We start from the raw sequence: 22,637 nt of genomic DNA on the forward strand, positions 1-22,637 counted from the left end.
CTTTCGCTATGCCCGGCTTGGGTAAAGAAGTATCAGAAAATGCATGTTTATTTTTTTGCAAGAGGAGCGAAATATGGAATATTTATCAAAAAGAGCTGGGTGTTGATTTTTAGTTGTAAAAAATAAATAAAAGCAATAAATAAACGTAACTTGTTTCCCTGGCCGTGCCGGGAATATTTAGAGTTTTTGCAATATTTATCGCGGGAATTGATCGGCGCAGGCGTCTGTTGCGCTGCTGGTCGGCAGGCAAAATGATACAGAGCCCGCTACGCTTCTTTTACAAAAATCATTTACATGACACAGCGCAACAATACGAGCCTCCTGCGCGCGTGTCACACTGCCGCTCTTTTGCTTATATGGAGATCACCGCATGCGTCCGACCTCTGGCCTGAAAAAACCGCTCCTTGCCTTATTCGCCTCGATAACCCTGTTTAGCGCTGCGCCCGCTTTAGCCGCTACCACTTATGGTGAGCAGCTGGAAGGCTTTCACTATCCTTTCCCGCTTCAGCGCTTTGACTTTTCCTCTCAGCAGCAGCCGCTCAGCATGGGCTATATGGACGTAAAACCGACAAACAACGCCAATGGTCAGACCGTGGTGCTGCTGCACGGCAAGAATTTCTGCGGCGCGACTTGGGAAGAGAGCATACGCGCCCTGAGCCAGGCGGGCTATCGCGTCGTCGCGCCGGATCAGATCGGCTTTTGCAGCGCCAGTAAACCTGATAATTATCAGTACAGCTTCCAGCAGCTGGCGGACAACACGCATCAGCTGCTGGCGCATCTCGGTATAAAGAAAGCGGTGATTGTCGGCCACTCTACCGGCGGCATGCTCGCCACGCGCTATGCGCTGATGTATCCCGCCGAGACGCAGCAGCTGGTGCTGGTGAACCCGATCGGACTGGAGGACTGGAAAGCCAAAGGCGCGCCCTGGCGCAGCGTGGACCAGTGGTATCAGCGCGAGCTGAAGCTCGACGCGGCAGGCATCAAAAAGTATGAGCAGCACACCTACTACAGCGGCCAGTGGAAGCCGGAGTATGACAAATGGGTCGATATGCTGGCGGGCCTGAACGCCGGTCCCGGACATAAGAAGGTGGCGTGGAACTCGGCGCTGATCTACGACATGATTTTTACCCAGCCGGTGTTTTACGAGTTCGGCGATCTGAAGGTGCCGACCACGCTGATGATCGGCACCGCCGATACTACCGCGATCGGCAGCGATATCGCCTCGCCGGAGGTGAAAGCGAAGCTGGGTCACTATGAGGTGCTGGGCAAAGAAGCGGCGAAGCGCATTCCCGGCGCGCGCCTGATTGAGTTCCCAGGCATGGGTCACGCGCCGCAGATGGAGTCGCCGGCCAAATTCAATCAGAGGCTGATCGAGGCGTTAGCGCAGCGCTAACGGCGCAAAGGCGAAAAGCTATCCTGCCGTCGTTGCGGCGGCAGGATGTTGGGCGATCAGAGGATTTTCTGTTCTGCCAGATCGAGGGCGAAGTAGCTGAAAATCAGATCGGCGCCAGCGCGTTTAATCGCACCCAGGCTTTCCAGCACGACGTTACGCTCGTCGATCGCGCCTGCCTGAGCGGCGAATTTGATCATCGCGTACTCGCCGCTGACCTGGTACGCCGCCAGCGGCAGCTCGGTGCGATCGCGGATTTCGCGCAGCACGTCGAGGTAGGCGCCGGCCGGTTTCACCATCAGCGAATCCGCGCCTTCGGCCGCGTCGATCAGCGACTCGCGAATCGCTTCGCGGCGGTTCATCGGATTCATTTGATAGGTTTTGCGATCGCCTTTCAGGGCGGTGCCGGCTGCTTCACGGAACGGGCCGTAGAAGGACGAGGCGAACTTGGTGGAGTAGGACATAATGGCGGTCTGGGTAAAGCCCGCCGCGTCCAGCGCCTGGCGGATCGCCTTGACCTGGCCATCCATCGCCGCCGACGGCGCGATAAAGTCCGCGCCCGCTGCTGCCGCCACTACCGCCTGTTTGCCGAGATTGATCAGGGTCGCATCGTTGTCGACGCCGTGATCGCACAGCACGCCGCAGTGGCCGTGGCTGGTGTATTCGCAGAAGCAGGTATCGGACATGACAATCATTTCCGGCACCGTCTCTTTGCAGATGCGCGACATGCGCGCCACAAGGCCATTTTCATTCCAGGCATCGCTGCCGGTGGCGTCGGTATGGTGCGAGATGCCGAAGGTCATCACCGAGCGGATGCCCGCTTTGGCGATGCGCTCGATTTCATAGGCGAGACGCTTTTCCGGAATGCGCATCACGCCCGGCATCGCTTCAATCGCTTTATAGTCATCAACGCCTTCCTCAACGAAAATCGGCAGCGCCAGATCGTTCAGGCTGAGGGAAGTTTCCTGGAAGAGTTCACGCATCGCCGGGCTGGAACGCAGCCTTCTTGGACGCTGGATCAGAGAAAAGTCAGACATATTCATTCTTACGCAGGTGAAAAAAGTAGCGTTAGTCTACTCCTTTTAACGCGCGAGTATGAAGATTGTGTGCGGCGTAAAAAAAAGCCCGCCGAGCGGCGGGCTTTAAACGGATTACTCGTTGATGTCGGGATGCTGCTGCACCAGATTCTTACGCTTCGCCTCAAGACGAGCGATCTCCTCGTCGATATCTTCGATCTTCTGCTCGATGTTGTCGTGATGCTCCTGCAGGATTTCACGCGCCTCGTCGAGATCGGATGCGGCCGGCGTCGCGCCGCGCAGCGGTTTGTTCGCCGTCTCTTTCATATAGATGCCGGTAATCAAACCGATCACCGCCACCACCATCAGGTAGTAGGCTGGCATATAAAGGTTATTGGTGGTTTCCACCAGCCAGGCGGCGAGGGTTGGGGTCAGACCGGCAATCAGCACCGAAATGTTAAAGGCGCTCGCCAGCGCGCTGTAGCGGATATGCGTCGGGAACATCGCCGGCAGCGACGACGCCATTACGCCGGTAAAGGCGTTGAGGATCACCGCCATCAGCAGCAAGCCGGCGAAAATCAGCCCCAGCACGCCGCTGTTGATCAGCATAAAGGCCGGAATGGCGAAGATCAGCAGGGCAATACTGCCAATGATAACGAACGGACGACGGCCGAAGCGGTCGCTGAGCATCCCCATTACCGGCTGTACAAACAGCATGCCGAGCATAATGGCGATGATGATCAGTACGCCGTGATCTTCCGAGTAGTGCAGGTTATGCGACAGATAGCTCGGCATATAGGTCAGCAGCATGTAGTAGGTGACGTTAGTGGCGATCACCAGACCGATACAGGCAAGCAGGCTTTTCCAGTGCTTAGTGGCGATCTCTTTAAACGACACTTTCGGGCCGTCGCGCAGACCTTCGCGGTCGCCTTGCTCCAGCTTCTCAACGTGCTGCTGGAAGGCCGGCGTCTCTTCCAGCGCGTGGCGCAGGTAGAGACCGATAATGCCGAGCGGCAGCGCGAGGAAGAACGGCAGGCGCCAGCCCCATTCCATAAATTTCGCTTCGCCGATAATCGCCGAGATCAGCACCACGATGCCCGCGCCGAGCACGAAGCCGGCGATAGAGCCGAAGTCGAGCCAGCTGCCCATAAAGCCGCGCTTGCGGTCGGGCGAATATTCGGCGACGAAGATCGAGGCGCCGGTATACTCGCCACCCACCGAGAAGCCCTGCGCCATCTTGGCGAGCAGCAGCAGAATCGGCGCCCAGATGCCAATCGAGGCGTAGGAAGGGATCAGGCCGATACAGAAGGTACTGATCGACATAATCACAATGGTGATAGAGAGAATCTTCTGGCGGCCGTACTTATCGCCCAGCATACCGAAGAAGAGACCGCCCAGCGGGCGAATAAGGAAAGGAACTGAGAAGGTACCGAGCGCGGCGATCATCTGCACGCCTGGCGACGCGTCGGGGAAAAAGACTTTACCCAGCGCATAGGCGACAAAGCCGTACACGCCGAAATCAAACCACTCCATCGCGTTGCCCAGCGACGCGGCCGTAATAGCTTTGCGTAAGCGGGCGTCATCGATAATCGTGACGTCATCCAGCCCAATAGGTTTGACACGCTTCCTACGTAATTTCATAGATTTACCCTGTAATAGCACATGAAAGTCCTCAAGGTCGCGAACCGGTTGAACGATGCAGTCCGCGGCATTGAGAAAATTTAAGCATAGCCGTTCGGCAGAATTTTCCACTGGCTACGAAGCGCAATAATTAGTGTTGAAATTATTGCGACAAGTGGCAGAGTATACCGTTTTTCATTGATATTTGTCATGTTTGGTCTGATAGCGGCCTTTTTTGCCGACGATAGCAGATTGAAATGCCGCCTGAAAAGGCGTTAAAAAGCGGCTTAACGCCGCTGATTTTTACAAAATTTTGCGGCGCTTAGCGCAAAGAAAAGAAAAGGTCGCGGCCGCGCTTCGGTTAATGCGCCTGTGTTTCGTCAGAAGGCAGGGCTAAAGCAGCGATCGCAGCGGCTGGTGCTGCAGCCAGGCGGCGATATCCTCGACCGCCTGGGTGAAATAGCGCCGGTAGTTGCTGTCGGCGACATAGCCGAGATGGGGCGTCGCCAGTACGTTCGGCAACTGCCGCAGCGGATGATCGGCAGGCAGCGGTTCGACGTCGAACACGTCCAGCGCGGCGCCCGCCAGCTGGCCAGTGCGCAGCGCGGCGATCATCGCCTGCTGATCCACCAGCCCCGCGCGCGGTGTTAACCAGCAGCGCGCCTGGCTTCATCTGCGCCAGCGCGGCGGCGTCCAGCAGATGACGCGTGCGCGCGCTTAACACCAGATGAAGCGACACGATGTCGCTCGCCGCCAGCAGCGCCGGAAGCGACGGCATCAGCGTCGCGCCGCACGCTGCCGCGCGCTCGCCGGTAAGGTTCTGACTCCAGGCACAAACCCGCATGCCGAACGCCTGCGCCACTTTCGCCATACCGCCACCGATTTTGCCCAGGCCGATCAGCCCCAGGGTCTTGCCTTCCAGTGCGATGCCGAGATGCTGCTGCCAGGGGCCGCCGCTGCGCAGCGCCTGATTCTCCGGCACGATATGACGCGCCAGCGCCAGCAGCAAACCCCAGGTCAACTCCAGCGGCGGCGCGCTGCTGCTCTCGGTGCCGCATACCGCGATACCGCGCGCGCGGCAGGCGTCCAGATCGATGGCGGCATTGCGCATGCCCGAGGTCACAATAAGCTTCAGCCGCGGCAGGCGCGCCAGACGGGCGGCGGTGAGCGGAGTACGCTCGCGCATCGCCACGATAATATCGCTGTCGGCCAGCGCGGCGATCAGCGCGTCGTCGTCGGCGACAGGCTGATGGAGCGATCGGGTTTGCACAGCGGGCTGCAGCGACGCCCAGTCGGCCAGCGACAGGGCGACGTTCTGGTAGTCGTCAAGAAGGGTGCAGTTGAGCATCGTCAGCGTCCTCTGTGTGCATCGGCTGATGCGCATGCTCTGCGAGCCAGGCGATGAACGCGCGGTTATTTAGGGGCAAAGCATAATAGTAGCCCTGAATAAAGGTCACGCCGCGCTGGCGCAGGTAGAGATACTGCATTTCGGTCTCCACGCCTTCGCCCAGCACCTCCAACTTCAGCTTATGGCTGAGGGCGATAATCGCATCCAGCACCGGCGTTTCGCCCGACAGCGATTCGATGGCGTTGATAAAGCCGCGATCGATTTTCAGGTAGTCCAGCGAGAAGGTTTGCAGATAGCTGAGCGAGCAGTGCCCGGTGCCGAAATCATCGATCGCCACCTTCATCCCGTCGGCGCGCAGACGATCGAGTTTTCTCGCCACATCTTCGCCGTCTTTAATCAGGCTGCGTTCGGTCAGTTCCAGGGTAATTTGCAGCGACGTCCGCTTAATTTTATCGGCGAAGTTAAGCATATCTTTCACAAAGTCCGGATGTTGCAGATGATCTGCGGCGACGTTGATACCAATATGAAAGCCTGGCTCGACCTGCCACTGCTGAACATCTTCGGCGATCAAATCGAGCAGATGACGCGTCAGCGGCACAATCATGCCCTCCGCTTCAGCGGCGGTGATAAAGATATCGGGCCGAACCGCGTCGCCGTTCGGCAGCGTCCAGCGCAGCAAGGCTTCGGCACCGGAACAAGTCTGCGTGTGATTGTTATAAACCGGCTGGTAGCAGACCGAAAAGCGACGCGCATTAATGGCGCGGCGGATCTCATCGCGCCAGGAGATACGACGCTGCAGCCAGTTGGCGGTCAGCACCATCAGCAGAATAGAGAGGATGGCCGTCATCGGCAGGAAAATAAAGGTCACCTGGCGCCAGGCGTGCATGATCTCCGCGCCGGGCGTCTCAATGGTTACGCTGATGGGATAGCGGCGCGATTGCGCCTGATAAATCTGGGCGCTAAACAGGCTGGCGTGGGGCGGCGTCGACTTGCCGATGGAAATCGGCGCGCCGTCGTTAAAGCGCATGCTGAACCGATAGCCGCGCGTTTCGCCGATAGCGCTCATAAAGTCCATCAGATACTGGCCGTCGATAATTGCCCAAAAGCCCTCATCATCCGCCAGCTGCCGCACGAAAATTACCGCCGGACGCTGCGGGACGCCAGCCGTGCCGGCAAGAGAGAGGCTCCACCAGGCCTTGCCGGTCACCGGCGGCGCACGCAGCATCATGTCGCTTAACGATCCGGGGTTCATGCCGTAGGCCGAAGAGCAGGTGATTTTCACGCCTTCCAGCTTGCCGATAGCACGGAAATAGGCGTTGAGGTTGCCGGCGCGCTGCAGTTCGTCTTCGAATTTGCTGCAGGGCTGGTAGTGAAAACGACGTAGCCAGGTGATCATATCCCAGGCGCTGTCGCTCATTTTTTCCGCCTGCGAGAGCAGAGTGTTGGCAGCGTTGATCTGCTGCTGCTGGACGGTGTGCCGCGCGTCGATAGCTGTGAACAGGATGCCAAGCAGCAAGGGAAGCACCCCGGACAAAATAATAATTATTCTTGCGTAGTCGCGTTTTCGTTTTAACGGCGGCACCGCTAATTCCTCTGAATGTTAAAGCGTCTGTGAGGAGGTGCGAATTTAATCAGCGCAGCATAGCACGCCCTCAGGCCGTGCAGGGTAGCGTTTTGCGCAGGCTGGCAGGTGATACAGATCAAGTATCGACCGCACTTTGCATTTATTGACATTGTTTTGCCGCTTTTGGCATTTCCCTGCGGCGAAAACGCTGTGTAACAGTGACGCCACACTGAACAGCATAACAAGAGGCGTCTATGAGTACGGCAACCCTGGCATCTTCTTCTCTTCAACAGCGTATTTCCGACGCGGAATGGCAGGCGCGCGTCAGACTGGCGCAGGCCTATCATCTGGCGGCGAAGCTGCGCTGGACCGACCATATCTACACCCATTTCTCGCTGCGCGTGCCGGGCGATCGGCCGCACTTCCTGATTAACGCATACGGCCAGACGTTTGACGAAATCCAGCCGGAAACCCTGGTGAAGATCGATATCGACGGCAATATCATCGACGATCCTACCGGGCTCGGGATCAACCCGGCCGGCTTCGTGATCCACAGCGCCATTCATCGCGCCCGGCCGGATGCGCATGCGGTGCTGCATACCCACACGGCGGCGGGCATCGGCGTGTCGGCGCAAAAGGGCGGGCTGCTAATGATTTCGCAGCACAGCACGCGTTTTCACCATCGCGTCGCCTACCACGACTACGAAGGGATCGCGCTGGATCTCGACGAGCAGCAGCGCATCGTCGAGGATCTCGGCAGCCTGAACGCACTGATCCTGCGCAATCACGGTCTGCTGACCGCTGGCGGCAGCATCGAAGAGGCCTTTTATAACCTCTATTATCTCGAACGCGCCTGCCAGGCGCAGCTGGCCGCGCAGTCGGGCGGCGCGGAGCTGATTATTCTGCCGGACGCGGTGTCGGAAAAGGCGGCGCAGGCGTTTGATAACAGCATCCGCAACAAAAAGTATCAGCTGCACTGGGATGCCTATATTCGCCAGCTCAACCGCAACGCCCTGTAAGGAGCCGCCATGAACAGACTTAAAGCATTTGCGGCGGCGCTGCTGCTGAGCGCCAGCGCCATGGCGCAGGCGGCGCCCGATCTCAGCGCGGTCACGCTGGTGCTGGGCGACCAGGCGCGCAATCTGCGTTCGCTGGTGGAGGCCTCCGGCGTGCTAAAGGATGCGCCCTGGCGCTATCGCTGGGCTAACTTTCAGGGCGCGGCGCCGTTGTTCGAAGCGCAGCGCGCCGGCGCGGTCGATACCTCTTACGCGGGCGATCTGCCGGTGCTGATGGCGGCGTCCGGCGGCGTGCCGCTGAAAATCATCGCCACCAACGTCGGCGACGCCGGGTCGAACGGACTGATCGTGCCCGCTGATTCGCCGGTGCGCAGCGTAAAGGATCTGGCTGGCAAGGAGGTCGTGGTCTCCTCGGCGCGCGGCAGCATCTCGCAGCATCTGCTCTATGAGGCGCTGGGCGAAGCACAGGTGCCGCGCGACAGCGTGCCGGTGCGCTTTGTGCTGCCGACCGACGCCAGCGCCGCCTTTAATTCCGGCCAGATTGGTGCCTGGGCGACCTTCGATCCCTATCTCGGCATCGCCGAGCAGCACGGCGCGCGGCTGCTGCGCGACGGCAAAGGGCTGACCACCGCGCTGTCGTTCGTGACCGCCACCCAGCAGTCGCTGGACGATCCCGGCAAGCGCGCGGCTATCGCCGATTTCGCCCAGCGGCTGGCGAAAGCGCGCGCCTGGGCGCTGGCCCATAAAGAGGAGTACAACCAGGTATATGCGCAGCTGACGCGCCTGCCGCCCGCCGACGCGGAGAAGATCACCGCACGCATCTCTCACGGAATTCGCGCCGTCACGCCTGAAGATATTGAAAAGGTGCAGAAGGTGTCGGATCTCTTCAGCGAGCTGAACATTCTGCCGAATAAGGTGGATGTGGCGGCGATCACCGATCGGAGCCTGTTTCCGCAGTAACAGGGCAAAAGGCTGCGCTATGTCGCCCATGCCCTGTTTTGCCCTGTATTAATCGTTAAACAGCGTCTGGCGCAGCGCCAGCTCGACGCCGCGCAGCTCCGCCAGTCCTTTCAGGCGACCTATCGCCGAATAGCCCGGATTGGTGCGCTTGTGCAGGTCGTCGAGCATCTGATGACCGTGATCGGGACGCATCGGGATCGCATGCTTCTCGCCCGCGCGCCGACGGCGCTGCTCTTCCGCCAGAATGACCCTGATCACGCCCACCATATCGACATCGCCTGCCAGATGCGCGGCTTCGTGAAAGCTGTTGGGGTTGGCTTCGCGCTGCGTGGCGCGCAGGTGGATAAAGTTGATGCGATCCGCGAACCGCGCCGCCATCTGCGTCAGGTTATTGTCGGCGCGCACGCCGTAAGAGCCGGTGCAGAAGCAGAAGCCGTTGTGCAGGCTGTCTACCGTCTCCTTCAGCCACTGCATATCCTCTTCCGTGGAGATAATGCGCGGCAGGCCGAGGATCGGGCGCGGCGGATCGTCCGGATGCACCGCCAGCTTGATGCCGACCTCTTCGGCGACCGGCACGATGGCGCGCAGAAAGACCGCCATATGCTCGCGCAGCGTCGCTTTGTCGATGCCGTCGTACTGCGCCAGCTGCGCGCGGAACTGATCCAGCGTATAACCCTCTTCCGCGCCCGGCAGGCCGGCGATAATATTGCGCGTCAACAGCGCCTTATCCTCGTCGCTCATGGCGGCGAAGCAGCGCGCGGCCGTCTCTTGCTCTGCCGCTGAATAATCCTGCTGCGCGCCGGGGCGCTGCAAGATATGCAGCTCGAAGGCGGCGAAGGCGTCAGCGTCGAAGCGCAGCGCTTTAGCGCCGTCCGGCAGCGTCCAGGCGAGATCGGTGCGTGTCCAGTCGAGCACCGGCATAAAGTTGTAGCACACCGTTTCGACGCCGCAGGCCGCCAGATTGCGTATCGACTGCTGATAGTTGGCGATATAGCGCTGATAGTCTCCGCGCTGCGTTTTGATCGCCTCGTGCACCGGAATGCTTTCTACCACCGACCAGACCAGATTTTTTTCCGCCAGCAGCGCCTGACGCGCTTTAATCTCCTCCACCGGCCAGACATCGCCGTTGGGGATATGGTGCAACGCGGTCACAATGCCGGTCGCGCCCGCCTGGCGCGCATCGTCTAACGAAACCGGATCGTTGGGGCCATACCAGCGCCATGTATGTTCCATTTTTACTCCTTAGCCGCAAATTTGGCCCAGTGGTCAGGCCGCTGGGCCAAGAGTATGCTAGCCTGACGGGAAAGGCCGTGATCGCGATCGCAGCGCAGTAAATTGCGTCTGTCGGAAAGGGGGCGCGGCCTGTGCTACGCTGCACCGCTGCTGACAGGAGAAAAAATATGGCGCTGCCAGTGCTAAAAACGGAACGTCTTTATCGTCAGATCGCCAACGCGATCGTGGAAAGCATTCAACGCGGCGAGTTTGCCCCAGGCGCGGCGCTGCCGCCGGAACGCGAGCTGGCGAAGCAGCTGGGGGTCAGCCGCTCCTCGGTGCGTGAGGCGCTGATTGCGCTGGAGATGACCGGCTGGGTGGATATTCGCACCGGCAACGGCGTCTTCGTGATGCAGCCGCTGCCGTCGGCCAGCACGCCTGCGACGGAGGCGGATTACAGCCTGGAAGATCTGTTACAGGCGCGTCTCGCTTTCGAGGGCATGCTGGCGGAGATGGCGGCGCGCCACGGCAGCCCGACGCAGCGCGAACAGCTGCGCGCGCTGGCCGATACGCTGCTGCGCTACCGCGCCAACGACGCGGAATTTCTCGAGCAGGACAAAGGCTTTCATCTGCTGATTGGCGAAATGAGCGGTAACGAGGTGCTGCGCGAGATGATGGAATTTCTCTGGAACAAGCGCGACAGCGCGCGCTTCCGGCGGCTGGAGCGTCATTTTGCCGACAACGCCTTTACCGATGAGATGAACCGCGACCATCAGCAGATCGCCGCGGCTATCTACGCAGGCGACGCCGCTGCCGCGCGCGCCGCGATGGAGAGCCATCTGGCGCAGGTGAAGCGGCGGCTGCTGGGCTAGATTTTATGCCGTTTAGGGCGGCCGGCGCCGAGCATAATCGCCAGTCGGCTGCCGCCAGGCGTGGTCTCCATCAGGATTTTAGTAATGCTGGTCAGCGGCACCGAGAGCAGCATACCGACCGGGCCGAGCAGCCAGCCCCAGAAAATCAGCGACAGAAACACCACCAGCGTTGAGAGCCCCAGGCCGCGCCCCATCACGCGCGGCTCCAGCATATTGCCGAACACCATATGAATCGCGGTAAACAGCGCCGCCACCAGCATCGCGTCGTAGGGGCTGTTGAGCAGCAGCGCCTGCAGCACCGGCGGCACGCCGGCGATAATCGGGCCGATATTGGGAATGTAGTTAAGAATAAACGCCACCACGCCCCACAGCAGCGCGAATTTGATATCGAGCAGAAACAGGCAGCCCCATACCGACACGCCGGTAATCAGGCTGATCAGCGTCTTCAGCGCCAGATAGTGCGTCACGCCTTTCAGCGCCCGGTGCAGCCCGGCAATACGGATCTGCGGATTGGTCAGGGCGTTACGCATCTTGTAGGGCAGGTGATGCACTTCGAACAGCATAAAGACCACGGTCAGGATCAGCAGCACGAAATTGCTCATCATGCCGGAGAACTGCGTCAGCGCGACGGTGGCGAACGACATCAGCATATTGGGATCGAAGCGCTGCACCAGCGTATTAGTGGAAACGTGAATGCCGATACCTGACGCCAGGTGCTGCACTACGCTCATCTTCTGTTCCAGAGTGGCGCGCAGCTGCGGGTAGATATCAGAGAATTCGCTCACCGAACTGGCCAGCACCGCCACCAGCAGCAAAATCACGATAAATATCACCGTAATCACCACCGTGATCGCCAGCCCGCGCCGCCAGCCGCGCCGCATCAGGAAGGTGACGATAGGATTGAGCACGATGGCGAAAAAGGCGGCCAGTAAGAAGGGCACCATAATATCCGAGGCGGCGCGGATCCCGGCGAGAATAATCACCAGCATCGCCAGCTTAGTCAGAATATTTTGCCCAATTTTTTCCTGCTGTAGTTCGCTCATTCCCTCTCCTGAAAAGCCAGACCGCAGAGAGTAGTGTAGCTGAACGGTAATTAAACGCCTGATTCTTCTATGAAAGCGCAGCGATAATCAGACTTTTTCACCGTGGTCAGGATGTCGTTGCCGATCGCTTCTCTGACGGCGGCAAGCCCGCCGATGTTGATGATCTCCGCGTAAGAGCGGTGACGCGCAGCTGAAAACTCAGGAGCGTCAATGACAGCCGATGACTAAAACTGCCTCCCGCATGCGGCGGCGGCTCGAAATATTCCGCTTATGGTGGCAAGCTGTAGAGTAAATTCAGTCAACCACGAGCGCACTTTTTCATGCCTGATCAACCTGCAGCGGAACCGGCTCATAAGGGTATCGGCTTAACCCTGCTGATTATCTCTATCGTGATCTACAACTTCGCCAGTTACCTCACCATCGGCCTGCAGCTGGCGGTGCTGCCGGGTCTGGTGCATGACCAGCTCGGCTACAGCGCCTTCTGGGCGGGCGTCGTGATCAGCCTGCAATATGTGGCGACGCTGCTGAGCCGTCCGCATGCCGGGCGCTACGCCGATATCTGGGGACCGAAGCGCATCGTGGTGCTGGGGCTGGCGGGCGTGCTGCTCAGCGGCCTCTGCTATCTGCTGGCGACCTGGCTTGCCGCTTCGCCTGTCGCCAGCCTGGCGCTGCTCTGCACAGGACGCGTAATTCTCGGGATCGGTCAGAGTTTTACCGGTACCGGCACCTCGCTATGGGGCGTGGCGCGGGTCGGCTCGCTGCATATCGGCCGCGTCATCTCGTGGAACGGCATCTGCACCTATGGCGCGATGGCGCTGGGCGCGCCGCTTGGCGTCATTATCTATCGGCAGGGCGGGCTGCTGCTGCTCTCTGTGGTGATTATCGCCATCTGCGCGCTGGCGATAGCGCTGGCGCTGCCGCGTCCGGCGGTAAAGGGCAGCCGCGCGCGGCCGCTGCCGTTTCGCGACGTGCTCGGCAAGATTTACGGCTTCGGTCTGATTCTGGCGATGGGATCGGCGGGGTTCGGCGTCATCGCCACCTTTATTACGCTCTTCTATCAGGCGAAAGGCTGGGACGGCGCAGCCTTCGCGCTGACGCTGTTTAGCGCCGCCTTTGTCGGCGCGCGGCTGCTTTTTCCCAACGCGATTAACCGCTTCGGCGGGCTGCGCGTCGCGGCTGCCTGCCTGGCGGTAGAGGCGGTCGGTTTGTTTCTGGTGGCGGGCGCGTTCGAGCCCTGGATGGCGAAAACCGGCGCGCTGCTGACCGGCGCCGGCTTTTCGCTGGTCTTTCCGGCGCTTGGCGTGGTGGCGGTGAAAGCGGTGCCGCAGGCGAATCAGGGCAGCGCGCTGGCGACCTACACCGCCTTTATGGATTTAGCGCTGGGGATCACCGGTCCGATCGCGGGCTTTATCATGAGCTTTGCAGGCGTGCCGCTGGTCTATCTGCTGACGGCGCTGCTGGTCTGTCTGGGGCTGTTCTGCACGCTGCGGCTGGCGCGTCGGCTGCCAATGGCGGCGGAAGAGGCGAAGGAAGGGTAAAAAAGCGGCCTCCGACCGAGGCCAAAAAAGTGTCGCAAGACACAGATAAGGGTAGGGCGACGCAGCGAACGAGGAGCCCGCCGCGCGAGAGTCAGGCCTGCAGCAGCGCGATGCTGTGACGGATCTGGCGCTCAATCTCAGTTGGGGTCCAGCCGTTAAGCTCGGACGAGAAGGGCTCGAAGGCGTAAACGCCTTTATAGCCGAGCATCTCCAGCCGCTTCACCTGCGCCACGCTGTTCAGCACGTCGCGGTCGCTCAGCATAATGCGCTCTTCATCGGTGAGTTCGGCCGTGGCGCGCCTGTCTTCCACGCCTGAAAGGTGCACCAGGCCAATCATCTCGACGTCGATTTCCGCCGGAAACTCCTGCTCGGCATGCTCATACAGATGGTGGTGGAAAGTGTCTATCACCAGTTTAAACGGTGCCTGCGCGTCGCGGATCAGCTGCTGTGCCTGCACTGCCGAGCGCAGCGAGCTGACCGGAAAGCCCAGCGGCTCGACCAGCCCCTGTACGCCATGCTGCGCAAAGCGCGGCGCCAGCGTGCGCAGCGCTGCCAGCGTCTCCTCTGGCGTAATTTCGACGCCTTCGTTCAGCGGGCACATCACCAGCGCTCTGGCGCCGATCGCCTGCGCGTCGCGCAGCAGCGCGTCGGCTTTGGCCAGCAGCGTCTCATCGATGCGGTTAAAGGGATAGAGCGCGTTAATAGTCACTACGTCGATATTGTATTTCGCTATCAGCTCGCGCGTCTGCTCCGCGCTCAGGTCGTCGCACACCTTTCCGCTCGGCATGTCGTTACGCAGCTCCACCTTGTTCAGGCCCAGGCGCTGAACCAGCTGGAAAAAGGCTTCTAATGAGAGGTTGGGCGCAATTTTACGGTTAATACAGAAACGGGTCGGATCGATGGCCATGCTGCGGCTCCTGTAGCGATGCAAGAGATAAGGGAATAAGCTGAGGGCAAAGAGAACATTTATTTCATAAATAGTGAATTATGAAATTTAAAGGTTGAGATCTGCCTCGCATTAATTTCATTTTCCGTCTCTGCCGTGCCGCTTTCGTCCCTGGGGATTAACGGTAAATCGCGCTTGATCGGCATAGCAACATGCACTCTGCGCCCTTACAGCGCGCGGTTTTTAACGCCAGCGGGAAAAATGCGATCCACGCCGCTAAAAGGGAATTTTTCAAAAACTTTTATTTGAAAAATTTATTTCACTGTAATAGCTTCATAGCATGCTTTCGGTTTTGCCTGGTCAGACAGCGTGGCGTCACGCTAAGGCTCTGCAGGGAACTCACACATCTTAAGAGGCTATGAAATGAACATTACAGGAAACTTCATTGGCGGTCAGATTACCTACAGCGCCAGCAACGAAACCATCCCTGTCTATGACCCGGCGACCGGAAAAGTAGCGCGCGAGCTTACCCAGAGCACCGGCGCGGAAGTCGCCGAGGCGATTAAAGTCGCGCATGAGGCCTTTCCCGCCTGGTCGAAAACCTCGCCGCTGCGCCGCGCCCGCGTCCTGTTTAACTTCAAGGCGCTGATGGAGCAGCATCGCGACGAACTGGCCGAACTGATTGTGTCCGAACACGGCAAGGTGTGGTCGGACGCGCAGGGCGAGCTAACGCGCGGGCTGGAAGTGGTGGAGTTCGCCTGCGGCATTCCTCATCTGATCAAAGGCGAATATTCCGCCAACGTCGGCACCGGCGTCGACAGCTACTCGCTGATGCAGCCGGTCGGCGTGGTGGCGGGCATTACGCCGTTTAACTTCCCGGCGATGGTGCCGCTGTGGATGTTCCCCATCGCGCTGGCCTGCGGCAACACTTTCGTGCTTAAGCCACCCGCGCTCGATCCTTCGGCGGCGGTGCGTATGGCCGAACTGCTGAAAGAGGCGGGTCTGCCGGACGGCGTGTTCAACGTGGTGCACTCCTCTAACGAAGACGCTGAGCAGCTTTATAAAGATCCGCGCATCGCGGCGGTAAGCTTCGTCGGCTCGTCCGGCGTCGCCGAGCATATCTACAAAACCGCGAGCGCCCATGGTAAACGCGTGCAGGCGTTCGGCGCGGCGAAAAACCACGCTATCGTCATGCCGGACGCCGATCTTGATGCGACGGTAAACGCCATTATGGGCGGCGCGTTCGGCTCGGCCGGCGAACGCTGCATGGCGCTGCCGGTCGTGGTCGCGGTCGGCGACGACACCGCCGACAAACTGATTGCGCGCCTGACGCCGCTGATCAACGCGCTGCGCGTCGGGCCTGGCATCAAGCAGGGCGCGGAAGAGAATGAGATGGGGCCGGTCGTCTCCGCTGCGCATCAGAAAAAGGTGCTGGGCTATATCGATAAGGGCGAGCAAGAGGGCGCGAAGCTGGTGGTCGACGGCCGCAACTTCCAGGTGCCGGGCCATGCGGAAGGTTATTACGTCGGCGGCACGCTGTTCGACAACGTGACGCCGGAGATGACGATCTGGCGCGAAGAGATTTTCGGGCCGGTGCTGAGCATTATGCGCGCGCCGGACTACGCCAGCGCGCTGCAGTTGGTCAACAGCCATGAGTTCGGCAACGGCAGCGCCATTTTCACCAGCAACGGCAATACCGCGCGCGAGTTCGTGCAGGATGTGGAAGCGGGCATGGTCGGCGTCAACGTACCGGTGCCGGTGCCGATGGCGTTCCATAGCTTCGGCGGCTGGAAGCGTTCAGTGTTCGGCGCGCTCAACGTGCACGGGCCGGACGGCGTGCGCTTCTATACCCGCATGAAAACCGCCACGGCGCGCTGGCCGAGCGGCCAGCAGACGGTCTCGGAATTCAGCATGCCGACCCTGAGCTAAACCCATAACGGCATTATTACCGCTACAGGCCTGCGGCGACGCGCCTGTAGCGGCTTGTTTGCAGATTGAAAAAGGAGAGTGGGATGTCTTTTCTTGCAAAAGCGCAGCAGCCGGACGCCAGCGGCCGCATCCAGCACGTCACCCCGGAAAGCGCGGGATGGCGCTATGTCGGTTTTGACGCCTATCTGTTGAAAAAAGGCGACACGCTGCGGTTAAGCAGCGGCGATAAAGAGCTTTGCCTAGTGCTGGTAGCGGGGCTTGCCTCGGTGAAAACGCGCCATGCTGAATTTCCCGGCATTGGCAAGCGCATGTCGCCCTTCGAGCGCGTGCCGCCTTATTCGGTGTATGTGCCGCACGACGACGAGGTGGAAATCGTCGCCGACAGCGATCTGGAGCTGGCGGTCTGCAACGCCCCTGGCCGGGGCAACTTGCCGGCGCGCCTGATTGCGCCAGCGGATGTCGGCGTCGAGCAGCGCGGCAAGGGACGCAATCAGCGTCTGGTGCACAATATTCTGCCGGACGACAAACCGGCCGATAGCCTGCTGGTGGTGGAGGTCTATACCAACGAAGGCGATACCAGCTCTTATCCGAGCCATAAGCACGACGAAGAAAACAGCGAAAACGAAACCTATCTGGAAGAGACCTACTATCACCGTTTCGAGCCCGAGCAGGGTTTCGCCATGCAGCGCGTCTACACCGACGATCGCTCGCTCGATGAGTGTATGGCGCCCTATAACCGCGACGTGGTGACCGTGCCGCGCGGCTACCATCCGGTGGCGACCATTGCCGGCTACAACAACTACTATCTGAACGTGATGGCCGGCCCGGTGCGGCTGTGGAAATTCACCTGGGAGAAAGATCACGCCTGGGTAAACAGCGATAGCTATCCGCGCGGCTAGCAGCGGCTGCATTCAGAAATAAAAAAGGGCAACTCTGGAGTTGCCCTTTTTAATGCTACAAACTGGATTTACGCGCTGGCGTTATTCAACGCCAGCGACACCGCCAGCGTCTGCGCCAGGCAGAGCGAGGCGACCTGCGAACGGAACCCGTCCACCTGCGCTTCGCGCACTACAAAGCAGACGTCGCTGAAGGCCGCCAGCGGGCTGACCTGGCTGTCGGTAATGGCGATTTGATGCGCGCCGCGCTTCGCGCCCATCTCCACCAGCTCTACCGCTTCGCGCGCGTACGGAGAGTAGCTGATGGCGATAACCACATCTTTTGGGTTTACCAGGCTGAGCTGCTCGGTGAACATGCCGCCCAGACCGTCGATCAGGAAAGCGCGACGTTCAAGATGGCGCAGCGCATAGACCAGATAGGAGGCGACGCTAAACGAGCGGCGCAGGCCGATGACATAGATATTCTCCGCTTCGTTCAGCAGCTGCACCGCTTTGTTAAGCTGGTCAGGATTGACCTGCATCGCCAGCTGCTGCAACGCCTGGCTGTTGACCATAGTGAAGACATTCAGGATCTCCGCCGGGCTTTCTGGCGAGGTGGCGGCGTCGTCGGTGGCGGTCTGGCGGAACAGGCGCGCGCGCTCGGTATAGTTGACCGTCTCTTCCATCAGGTGCTGACGAAAAACCTGTTTCATTTCGTTGAAGCCGCTAAAGCCGAACGCGTTGGCGAAGCGAATCAGCGTCGACGGCGGCACGTCAGCCTGCGCGGCGATAGAGGCCACCGTATCGAAAGCGATACTGTTGCTGTTATCGAGAATATAACGAGCCACCTGCTTCAGGCGCTTGCTCAGCGTTTCGTAGCGGCGACGAATATCATCCTGTAACAGGGAGAGTTGAGTAGGGTTATTGGTCATTACTTCGGCCCGTCAAAAAAAGAAATATGGCTGGATAATGAGCGCTATAGTACCAGATGGATGGAAAATTTCATTTGTTTGCGCCCACAGCGGGGTTTATTTCATCGGTTTATGAATTACCTCACATAATGCAGGGAATGTGGTGGGAATAGCGGTGAAAAGCAGACGAAAAAGCGGAACGGACCACTCTGCGCGGCACCGAAGCGCGCAGGGCGGTCCGATGAACGGCGTTACAGCCCGGCGTGCTCGCGAATATATTTGCGCGCTTTCACCGCATATTCAAACGGATTGGCCAGTGCCGGATCCTGCTCGGCTTCCACCACCATCCAGCCCTTATAGCCGTAATCATCCAGCATCTTAAACACCGGCTTAAAGTCGATAACGCCGTCGCCCGGCACGGTGAAGGTGCCTTTCTTCACGCCGTCGAGGAAGCAGAGATGGTTGTCGCGTACTTCGGCGACAATCTCGTCGCGGACATCTTTCAGATGAACGTGAAAAATACGCGGCAGATATTTCTGCAGCACGTCGAGCATCGCCTGCTGCGAGCCTTCGGAATAGTAGATATGCCCGGTATCGTAGAGCAGCCCGACATTATCATTGGTCAGCGCCATAAAGCGGTCGATCTCTTCCACGGTCTGAATGCCGGTGCCCATATGATGGTGCAGCGTCACGCGCATCCCTTTCGCCGCGGCGATCTCCGCCAGTTCGTTATAGCCTTCGGCCGTCAGGCGCCACTCTTCGTCAGTGAAGATCGGCTTTTGCTCCAGCACCGGCAGCGTAGTGCCCTGGATGCTTTTGCTCTGCTCGGAACAGCCGATAACGCGCGCACCCATGGCGTACAAAAAATTCATGTGGTTAACGAATTCGTCGATGGTTTTCGCTTTCTCGCCGTTGGCGAAAAAGGTGCTGAACCAGGCGTTGCAAATTTCGATGCCGCGAATGTCGAGCATCGGCTTTAAAACCGCCGGATCGCGCGGATATTTGCTGCCGACCTCGCTGCCGGTAAAGCCCGCCAGCGCCATCTCGCTCACCGTCTGCTGAAAAGTGTTCTCTTTGCCCAGCTCCGGCATATCGTCGTTGGTCCAGCCAATCGGCGCGATGGCCAGTTTTACATTCTCTTTGTTCATCTGTTTAGTCCTGACGGGTCAGGGCGGCCGCAGCCGCCCGCAAGGAAAGGGAAACGTTTATTTCTTATCGTAGAAGGCGGGGCGCGGCGGCATTTCCACCGGCTCGATGGCGCCGCTCTGCTGCGCTTTCAGGCAGGCGTCGGCGGCCACCGAGGCGGCGAAGCCGTCCCAGGCGGACGGGCCGGTCAGTTCGCCCGCCTTCACGTCGTTGATAAAGGCCTGCAGTTCAACGTCGTACGCCTCGATAAAACGATCTTTCCAGTCGGTCAGGATGGTGGTGGAGAGTTTGGCTTCGCTGCGCAGCTGCACCGAGGCAGGCTCCGGCAGCTTCGCGATGCCGGTTTCGCCGATGACTTCGCACTGGATGTCGTAGCCGTAGGCGCAGTTAACGAAGATCTCCACGTCGATGCGCACCCCTTTTTGCGTTTCGAACAGCACGATTTGCGGATCCTTCAGGCGCGCATGCGATTTCGACGTCACGCGCGGGAAGACCACCTGCACGCTTTTATAGTCGTCGTTGGTCAGCCAGCGCAGCACGTCCAGCTCGTGGATCAGCGTATTGGTGATCGCCATATCGGTGGTATAGCTCTCCGGCACCGACGGGTTGCGGTGCGCGCAGTGCAGCATCAGCGGCTCGCCGATGCCGCCGTCGGCGATGACTTTTTTCAGCGCGCGATAGCCTGCGTCATACGGACGCATAAAGCCGACCTGCACCAGACGCTTGCCGTGCTGGATCTCTGCGTCCACTACGCGACGGCAGCCTTCCGCGCTCAGCGCCAGCGGCTTTTCGCAGAACACCGGTTTACCGGCGGCGATGGCTGCCAGCGTAAATTCTTCATGGGTCGGATCCCAGGAGGTCACCAGAATCGCGTCGACTTCCGGCGATTTGATGACCTGATGGCCGTCGGCGTAGACCTCCGCCTCGATATTCAGGCGCTGCAGCGCGGCGCGCGCGCCGTCGACGTTGATATCCGATACCGCCACCACTTTTGCCCCCTGCAGGACATTATTGCAGCGACGAATATGTTCCTGGCCGATTGCGCCGGCACCGATAACGCCAAGTTTCAAAGTCATAATTACACCTGTAGGGTTCATAGCGAGGAATAAAGGGCCGGATGTTCCGGCCGGAATATTAGTATTTGCGCGCCTGGTCGAGGTGGGCATTAAGCTTCTCCGCCACCGCCTGCGTGCGTTCGGAGGTGGAAGCCTGCGCCACGCCGACGTGCCACCAGCTGAAATATTTGTGCACCATGGTTTTCGGCAGCACCTTGATGTCGATAAGCGTGGAAACGCTCTGCTTCTGCGCATCTTCCAGCGCCTCAGCAAGCTGCTCCAGCGTCGTCACGCGATAAGTTTTGCAGCCGTAGCCCGCCGCGATGGCGGCGAAGTCCACCGGCACGAAGCCGCCGTCCAGCTTGCCGCCTTCCGGGTTGCGGAAGCGGAACTCGGTGCTGAAGCTGTCCATGCCGTGCTCCATCTGCAGGTTGTTGATGCAGCCGTTGGTCATATTGTCGAACAGCACCACGTTGATCTTGGCGCGCTCCTGAATCGAGGTGACCAGTTCGGAGTGCAGCATCATAAAAGAGCCGTCGCCCAGCAGCGCGTAGACCTCGCGATGCGGCTGCGCCAGCTTCGCGCCCAGCGCGGCGTTGACCTCATACCCCATGCAGGAATAGCCGTACTCAACGTGGTACGAGTTGTAGTCGCGGGTGCGCCAGACGCGCTGCAGATCGCCCGGCAAACTGCCCGCTGCCGCGACAATCACTGCATCCTTTGGGAGCTGCTCGTTTAGCGTGCCGAGCACGCGGCTCTGGGTGAGCACCGACTGGGTCAGGCGATTGAATTCGGCGAACACCGCGTCGCGATCGAGATGGTCGGCAATTTCCGGGATAAAGCCATCGCCGCTGTATTCCACCTGATAGACGCGCTGCGTCTCTTTCAGCAGTTTGCTCTGCGCCTGGGCGATCTGATCGCCCCAGTCGTTGCGGTAGTTTTTATCCGCCAGCCCGCCTCTAGCGCGACAAGCGCCTCGCGCGCGTCCGCCAGCAACTGCACGCCGTCGAGCTTGTAGCTGTCGAAGTTGCTGACGTTGACGTTCAGGAAACTGACCTCAGGATGCTGGAAGATCCATTTCGATGCGGTGGTGAAGTCGGTGTAGCGCGTGCCGACGCCAATCACCAGGTCCGCCTCTTTTGCCAGCAGGTTGGCGGCCAGGCAGCCGGTTTCGCCCACGCCGCCGACGTTGAGCGGATGATCGGAGACGATAGTGCCTTTGCCCGCCTGGGTTTCGGCGAAGGGGATCTGATAGCGTTCGGCGAACTGGCGCAGCGCCTCGCCCGCTTCGGAATATTTCACGCCGCCGCCCAGCACGATCATCGGCTTGCGCTTGCGGCCGATCAGCGCCAGCGCGTCGTTAAGCTGCGCGGCGGTCGGCAGGCGACGATCGAGGCGGTGTACGCGTTTCTGAAAGAAGTAGTCCGGGAAATCCCAGGCTTCGCTCTGCACGTCCTGCGGCAGCGCGAGGGTCACCGCGCCGGTTTCGGCGGGATCGGTCAGCACGCGCAGCGCGTTGATGCAGGCAGTCATCAGCTGTTCAGGACGGCTGATGCGATCCCAGTATTTGCTGACGGCGCGGAAGGCGTCGTTGGTGCTGATGCTAAGATCGTGGCTCTGCTCAATCTGCTGCAGCACCGGATCGGGCTGACGCGTCGCGAAGACGTCGCCCGGCAGCAGCAGTAAAGGAATGCGGTTGGCGGTGGCGGTGGCCGCTGCAGTGATCATATTAGCGGCGCCTGGCCCGACCGACGAACTGCAGGCGATGATCTGACGGCGCAGAGACTGTTTAGCGAAGCCCATCGCGGCGTGCGCCATGCCCTGTTCATTGCGGCCCTGATAAACGATCAGATCGCCGCTATCCTGCTCCAGCGCCTGCCCCAGCCCCAGCACGTTGCCGTGACCGAAGATGGCGAAGAGGCCTTTTACGAACTTCGTTTCCACGCCGTCGACATTAATGTATTGATTATCAAGAAACTTAACCAGCGCCTGAGCGGTAGTCATTCTGATCGTGGCCATATACTTTTCCTTTACATGCTGCAACCTGGTAGCAGGTCAGCGACGTGGCGTATCGCAAAAGCGACCGCAGGTAACTGAAACGTGAAGCGATTATAAACAAATATATTTTTCATAAAATACGATTACAGAAGAAACATTTCATTTTGCGATTGAGATCAAATTTAACCGCGAAACGCGTTATTCAGGGCATGCTGGAGCAGGCCAGGTGAAACAAGAAGCGATAAAAGCGGGGGATAT

16 protein-coding genes and 2 pseudogenes are annotated in these 22,637 nt (G+C 59.6%); 7 read left to right on the plus strand and 11 right to left on the minus strand.

The genetic code is table 11. The features are described from left to right. Nucleotides 1-370: 370 nt before the first annotated feature. Nucleotides 371-1,393, plus strand: a complete 1,023-nt coding sequence (locus PVE98_RS00880; RefSeq protein ID WP_096072200.1) for an alpha/beta fold hydrolase — start codon at nucleotides 371-373, stop codon at nucleotides 1,391-1,393. Between the two features lie 56 nt (nucleotides 1,394-1,449). Here the strand turns inward: PVE98_RS00880 and hemB are convergent, their stop codons facing one another. The 4 genes and pseudogenes from hemB to PVE98_RS00900 form a co-directional block, all read right to left on the minus strand. Then, complete coding sequence (hemB, locus tag PVE98_RS00885; RefSeq protein ID WP_048783308.1) at nucleotides 1,450-2,427, minus strand: porphobilinogen synthase; 978 nt, start codon at nucleotides 2,425-2,427, stop codon at nucleotides 1,450-1,452. A gap of 114 nt (nucleotides 2,428-2,541) precedes the next feature. Further along, a complete protein-coding gene (gene proP, locus PVE98_RS00890; protein ID WP_033753283.1) occupies nucleotides 2,542-4,047 on the minus strand; it encodes a glycine betaine/L-proline transporter ProP in 1,506 nt (501 codons plus the stop codon). A 372-nt stretch (nucleotides 4,048-4,419) separates the two neighbouring features. Next, nucleotides 4,420-5,374 (minus strand): annotated as a pseudogene (locus tag PVE98_RS00895) (D-2-hydroxyacid dehydrogenase family protein). Continuing rightward, nucleotides 5,352-6,956: an EAL domain-containing protein gene (locus tag PVE98_RS00900; RefSeq protein ID WP_096072199.1), complete on the minus strand. Its 1,605-nt coding sequence runs from the start codon at nucleotides 6,954-6,956 to the stop codon at nucleotides 5,352-5,354. Before PVE98_RS00900 ends, PVE98_RS00895 begins: the two are co-directional and overlap by 23 nt. Before the next feature lie 236 nt (nucleotides 6,957-7,192). Here PVE98_RS00900 and PVE98_RS00905 point away from each other — a divergent pair, with 236 nt between their 5' ends. Together PVE98_RS00905 and PVE98_RS00910 are read left to right on the plus strand one after the other, a co-directional pair. After that, nucleotides 7,193-7,957, plus strand: coding sequence for a class II aldolase/adducin family protein (locus PVE98_RS00905; RefSeq protein ID WP_033753275.1), 765 nt, complete (start codon nucleotides 7,193-7,195; stop codon nucleotides 7,955-7,957). A gap of 9 nt (nucleotides 7,958-7,966) precedes the next feature. Continuing rightward, on the plus strand, nucleotides 7,967-8,914 hold the full coding sequence (locus tag PVE98_RS00910; protein WP_096072198.1) for an ABC transporter substrate-binding protein: 948 nt from the start codon (nucleotides 7,967-7,969) through the stop codon (nucleotides 8,912-8,914). A gap of 48 nt (nucleotides 8,915-8,962) precedes the next feature. Here PVE98_RS00910 and uxuA read toward each other — a convergent pair whose 3' ends face one another. Beyond that, nucleotides 8,963-10,147, minus strand: coding sequence for a mannonate dehydratase (gene uxuA / locus PVE98_RS00915; protein WP_033753270.1), 1,185 nt, complete (start codon nucleotides 10,145-10,147; stop codon nucleotides 8,963-8,965). A gap of 167 nt (nucleotides 10,148-10,314) precedes the next feature. On the opposite strand from uxuA, the gene PVE98_RS00920 reads away from it, so the two are divergent. Further along, nucleotides 10,315-10,998: a FadR/GntR family transcriptional regulator gene (locus tag PVE98_RS00920; protein ID WP_096072197.1), complete on the plus strand. Its 684-nt coding sequence runs from the start codon at nucleotides 10,315-10,317 to the stop codon at nucleotides 10,996-10,998. Here the strand turns inward: PVE98_RS00920 and PVE98_RS00925 are convergent. Then, nucleotides 10,995-12,041, minus strand: coding sequence for an AI-2E family transporter (locus tag PVE98_RS00925; RefSeq protein ID WP_033753264.1), 1,047 nt, complete (start codon nucleotides 12,039-12,041; stop codon nucleotides 10,995-10,997). The genes PVE98_RS00920 and PVE98_RS00925 overlap by 4 nt on opposite strands. Before the next feature lie 320 nt (nucleotides 12,042-12,361). On the opposite strand from PVE98_RS00925, the gene PVE98_RS00930 reads away from it, so the two are divergent. Further along, nucleotides 12,362-13,579 carry an MFS transporter gene (locus tag PVE98_RS00930; protein ID WP_033753261.1) on the plus strand — a complete coding sequence of 406 codons (1,218 nt, stop codon included), beginning with the start codon at nucleotides 12,362-12,364 and terminating at the stop codon, nucleotides 13,577-13,579. A gap of 91 nt (nucleotides 13,580-13,670) precedes the next feature. On the opposite strand, the gene PVE98_RS00935 is transcribed toward PVE98_RS00930, so the two are convergent. After that, nucleotides 13,671-14,486: a TIM barrel protein gene (locus PVE98_RS00935; RefSeq protein ID WP_096072196.1), complete on the minus strand. Its 816-nt coding sequence runs from the start codon at nucleotides 14,484-14,486 to the stop codon at nucleotides 13,671-13,673. Between the two features lie 402 nt (nucleotides 14,487-14,888). Here PVE98_RS00935 and PVE98_RS00940 point away from each other — a divergent pair, with 402 nt between their 5' ends. Together PVE98_RS00940 and iolB are read left to right on the plus strand one after the other, a co-directional pair. Continuing rightward, complete coding sequence (locus tag PVE98_RS00940; protein WP_033753257.1) at nucleotides 14,889-16,394, plus strand: CoA-acylating methylmalonate-semialdehyde dehydrogenase; 1,506 nt, start codon at nucleotides 14,889-14,891, stop codon at nucleotides 16,392-16,394. A gap of 83 nt (nucleotides 16,395-16,477) precedes the next feature. Continuing rightward, a complete protein-coding gene (gene iolB, locus PVE98_RS00945; RefSeq protein ID WP_033753253.1) occupies nucleotides 16,478-17,293 on the plus strand; it encodes a 5-deoxy-glucuronate isomerase in 816 nt (271 codons plus the stop codon). A 68-nt stretch (nucleotides 17,294-17,361) separates the two neighbouring features. Here iolB and PVE98_RS00950 read toward each other — a convergent pair whose 3' ends face one another. From PVE98_RS00950 to iolD, 4 genes and pseudogenes are all read right to left on the minus strand, one after another. Continuing rightward, nucleotides 17,362-18,201 carry a MurR/RpiR family transcriptional regulator gene (locus tag PVE98_RS00950; RefSeq protein ID WP_033753250.1) on the minus strand — a complete coding sequence of 280 codons (840 nt, stop codon included), beginning with the start codon at nucleotides 18,199-18,201 and terminating at the stop codon, nucleotides 17,362-17,364. A gap of 230 nt (nucleotides 18,202-18,431) precedes the next feature. After that, nucleotides 18,432-19,328, minus strand: coding sequence for a myo-inosose-2 dehydratase (gene iolE / locus PVE98_RS00955; RefSeq protein ID WP_096072195.1), 897 nt, complete (start codon nucleotides 19,326-19,328; stop codon nucleotides 18,432-18,434). A 57-nt stretch (nucleotides 19,329-19,385) separates the two neighbouring features. Then, nucleotides 19,386-20,402: a Gfo/Idh/MocA family oxidoreductase gene (locus PVE98_RS00960; RefSeq protein WP_096072194.1), complete on the minus strand. Its 1,017-nt coding sequence runs from the start codon at nucleotides 20,400-20,402 to the stop codon at nucleotides 19,386-19,388. A 58-nt stretch (nucleotides 20,403-20,460) separates the two neighbouring features. Continuing rightward, nucleotides 20,461-22,400 (minus strand): annotated as a pseudogene (gene iolD, locus PVE98_RS00965) (3D-(3,5/4)-trihydroxycyclohexane-1,2-dione acylhydrolase (decyclizing)). Nucleotides 22,401-22,637 lie beyond the last annotated feature (237 nt).

Source organism: Pantoea sp. GABEPS69, from assembly GCF_045780835.1.
Taxonomy (GTDB): domain Bacteria; phylum Pseudomonadota; class Gammaproteobacteria; order Enterobacterales; family Enterobacteriaceae; genus Pantoea; species Pantoea septica.

What these genes read in the sequence shown, in the direction of transcription:
- PVE98_RS00910 (WP_096072198.1), top strand. Translation starts at nt 7,967, where the DNA reads ATGAACAGACTTAAAGCATTTGCGGCGGCGCTGCTGCTGAGCGCCAGC.
- PVE98_RS00940 (WP_033753257.1), top strand. Translation starts at nt 14,889, where the DNA reads ATGAACATTACAGGAAACTTCATTGGCGGTCAGATTACCTACAGCGCC.
- PVE98_RS00905 (WP_033753275.1), top strand. Translation starts at nt 7,193, where the DNA reads ATGAGTACGGCAACCCTGGCATCTTCTTCTCTTCAACAGCGTATTTCC.
- uxuA (WP_033753270.1), bottom strand. Translation starts at nt 10,147, where the DNA reads ATGGAACATACATGGCGCTGGTATGGCCCCAACGATCCGGTTTCGTTA.
- PVE98_RS00920 (WP_096072197.1), top strand. Translation starts at nt 10,315, where the DNA reads ATGGCGCTGCCAGTGCTAAAAACGGAACGTCTTTATCGTCAGATCGCC.
- proP (WP_033753283.1), bottom strand. Translation starts at nt 4,047, where the DNA reads ATGAAATTACGTAGGAAGCGTGTCAAACCTATTGGGCTGGATGACGTC.
- PVE98_RS00960 (WP_096072194.1), bottom strand. Translation starts at nt 20,402, where the DNA reads ATGACTTTGAAACTTGGCGTTATCGGTGCCGGCGCAATCGGCCAGGAA.
- PVE98_RS00930 (WP_033753261.1), top strand. Translation starts at nt 12,362, where the DNA reads ATGCCTGATCAACCTGCAGCGGAACCGGCTCATAAGGGTATCGGCTTA.
- PVE98_RS00935 (WP_096072196.1), bottom strand. Translation starts at nt 14,486, where the DNA reads ATGGCCATCGATCCGACCCGTTTCTGTATTAACCGTAAAATTGCGCCC.
- PVE98_RS00880 (WP_096072200.1), top strand. Translation starts at nt 371, where the DNA reads ATGCGTCCGACCTCTGGCCTGAAAAAACCGCTCCTTGCCTTATTCGCC.
- hemB (WP_048783308.1), bottom strand. Translation starts at nt 2,427, where the DNA reads ATGTCTGACTTTTCTCTGATCCAGCGTCCAAGAAGGCTGCGTTCCAGC.
- iolB (WP_033753253.1), top strand. Translation starts at nt 16,478, where the DNA reads ATGTCTTTTCTTGCAAAAGCGCAGCAGCCGGACGCCAGCGGCCGCATC.
- PVE98_RS00950 (WP_033753250.1), bottom strand. Translation starts at nt 18,201, where the DNA reads ATGACCAATAACCCTACTCAACTCTCCCTGTTACAGGATGATATTCGT.
- PVE98_RS00925 (WP_033753264.1), bottom strand. Translation starts at nt 12,041, where the DNA reads ATGAGCGAACTACAGCAGGAAAAAATTGGGCAAAATATTCTGACTAAG.
- iolE (WP_096072195.1), bottom strand. Translation starts at nt 19,328, where the DNA reads ATGAACAAAGAGAATGTAAAACTGGCCATCGCGCCGATTGGCTGGACC.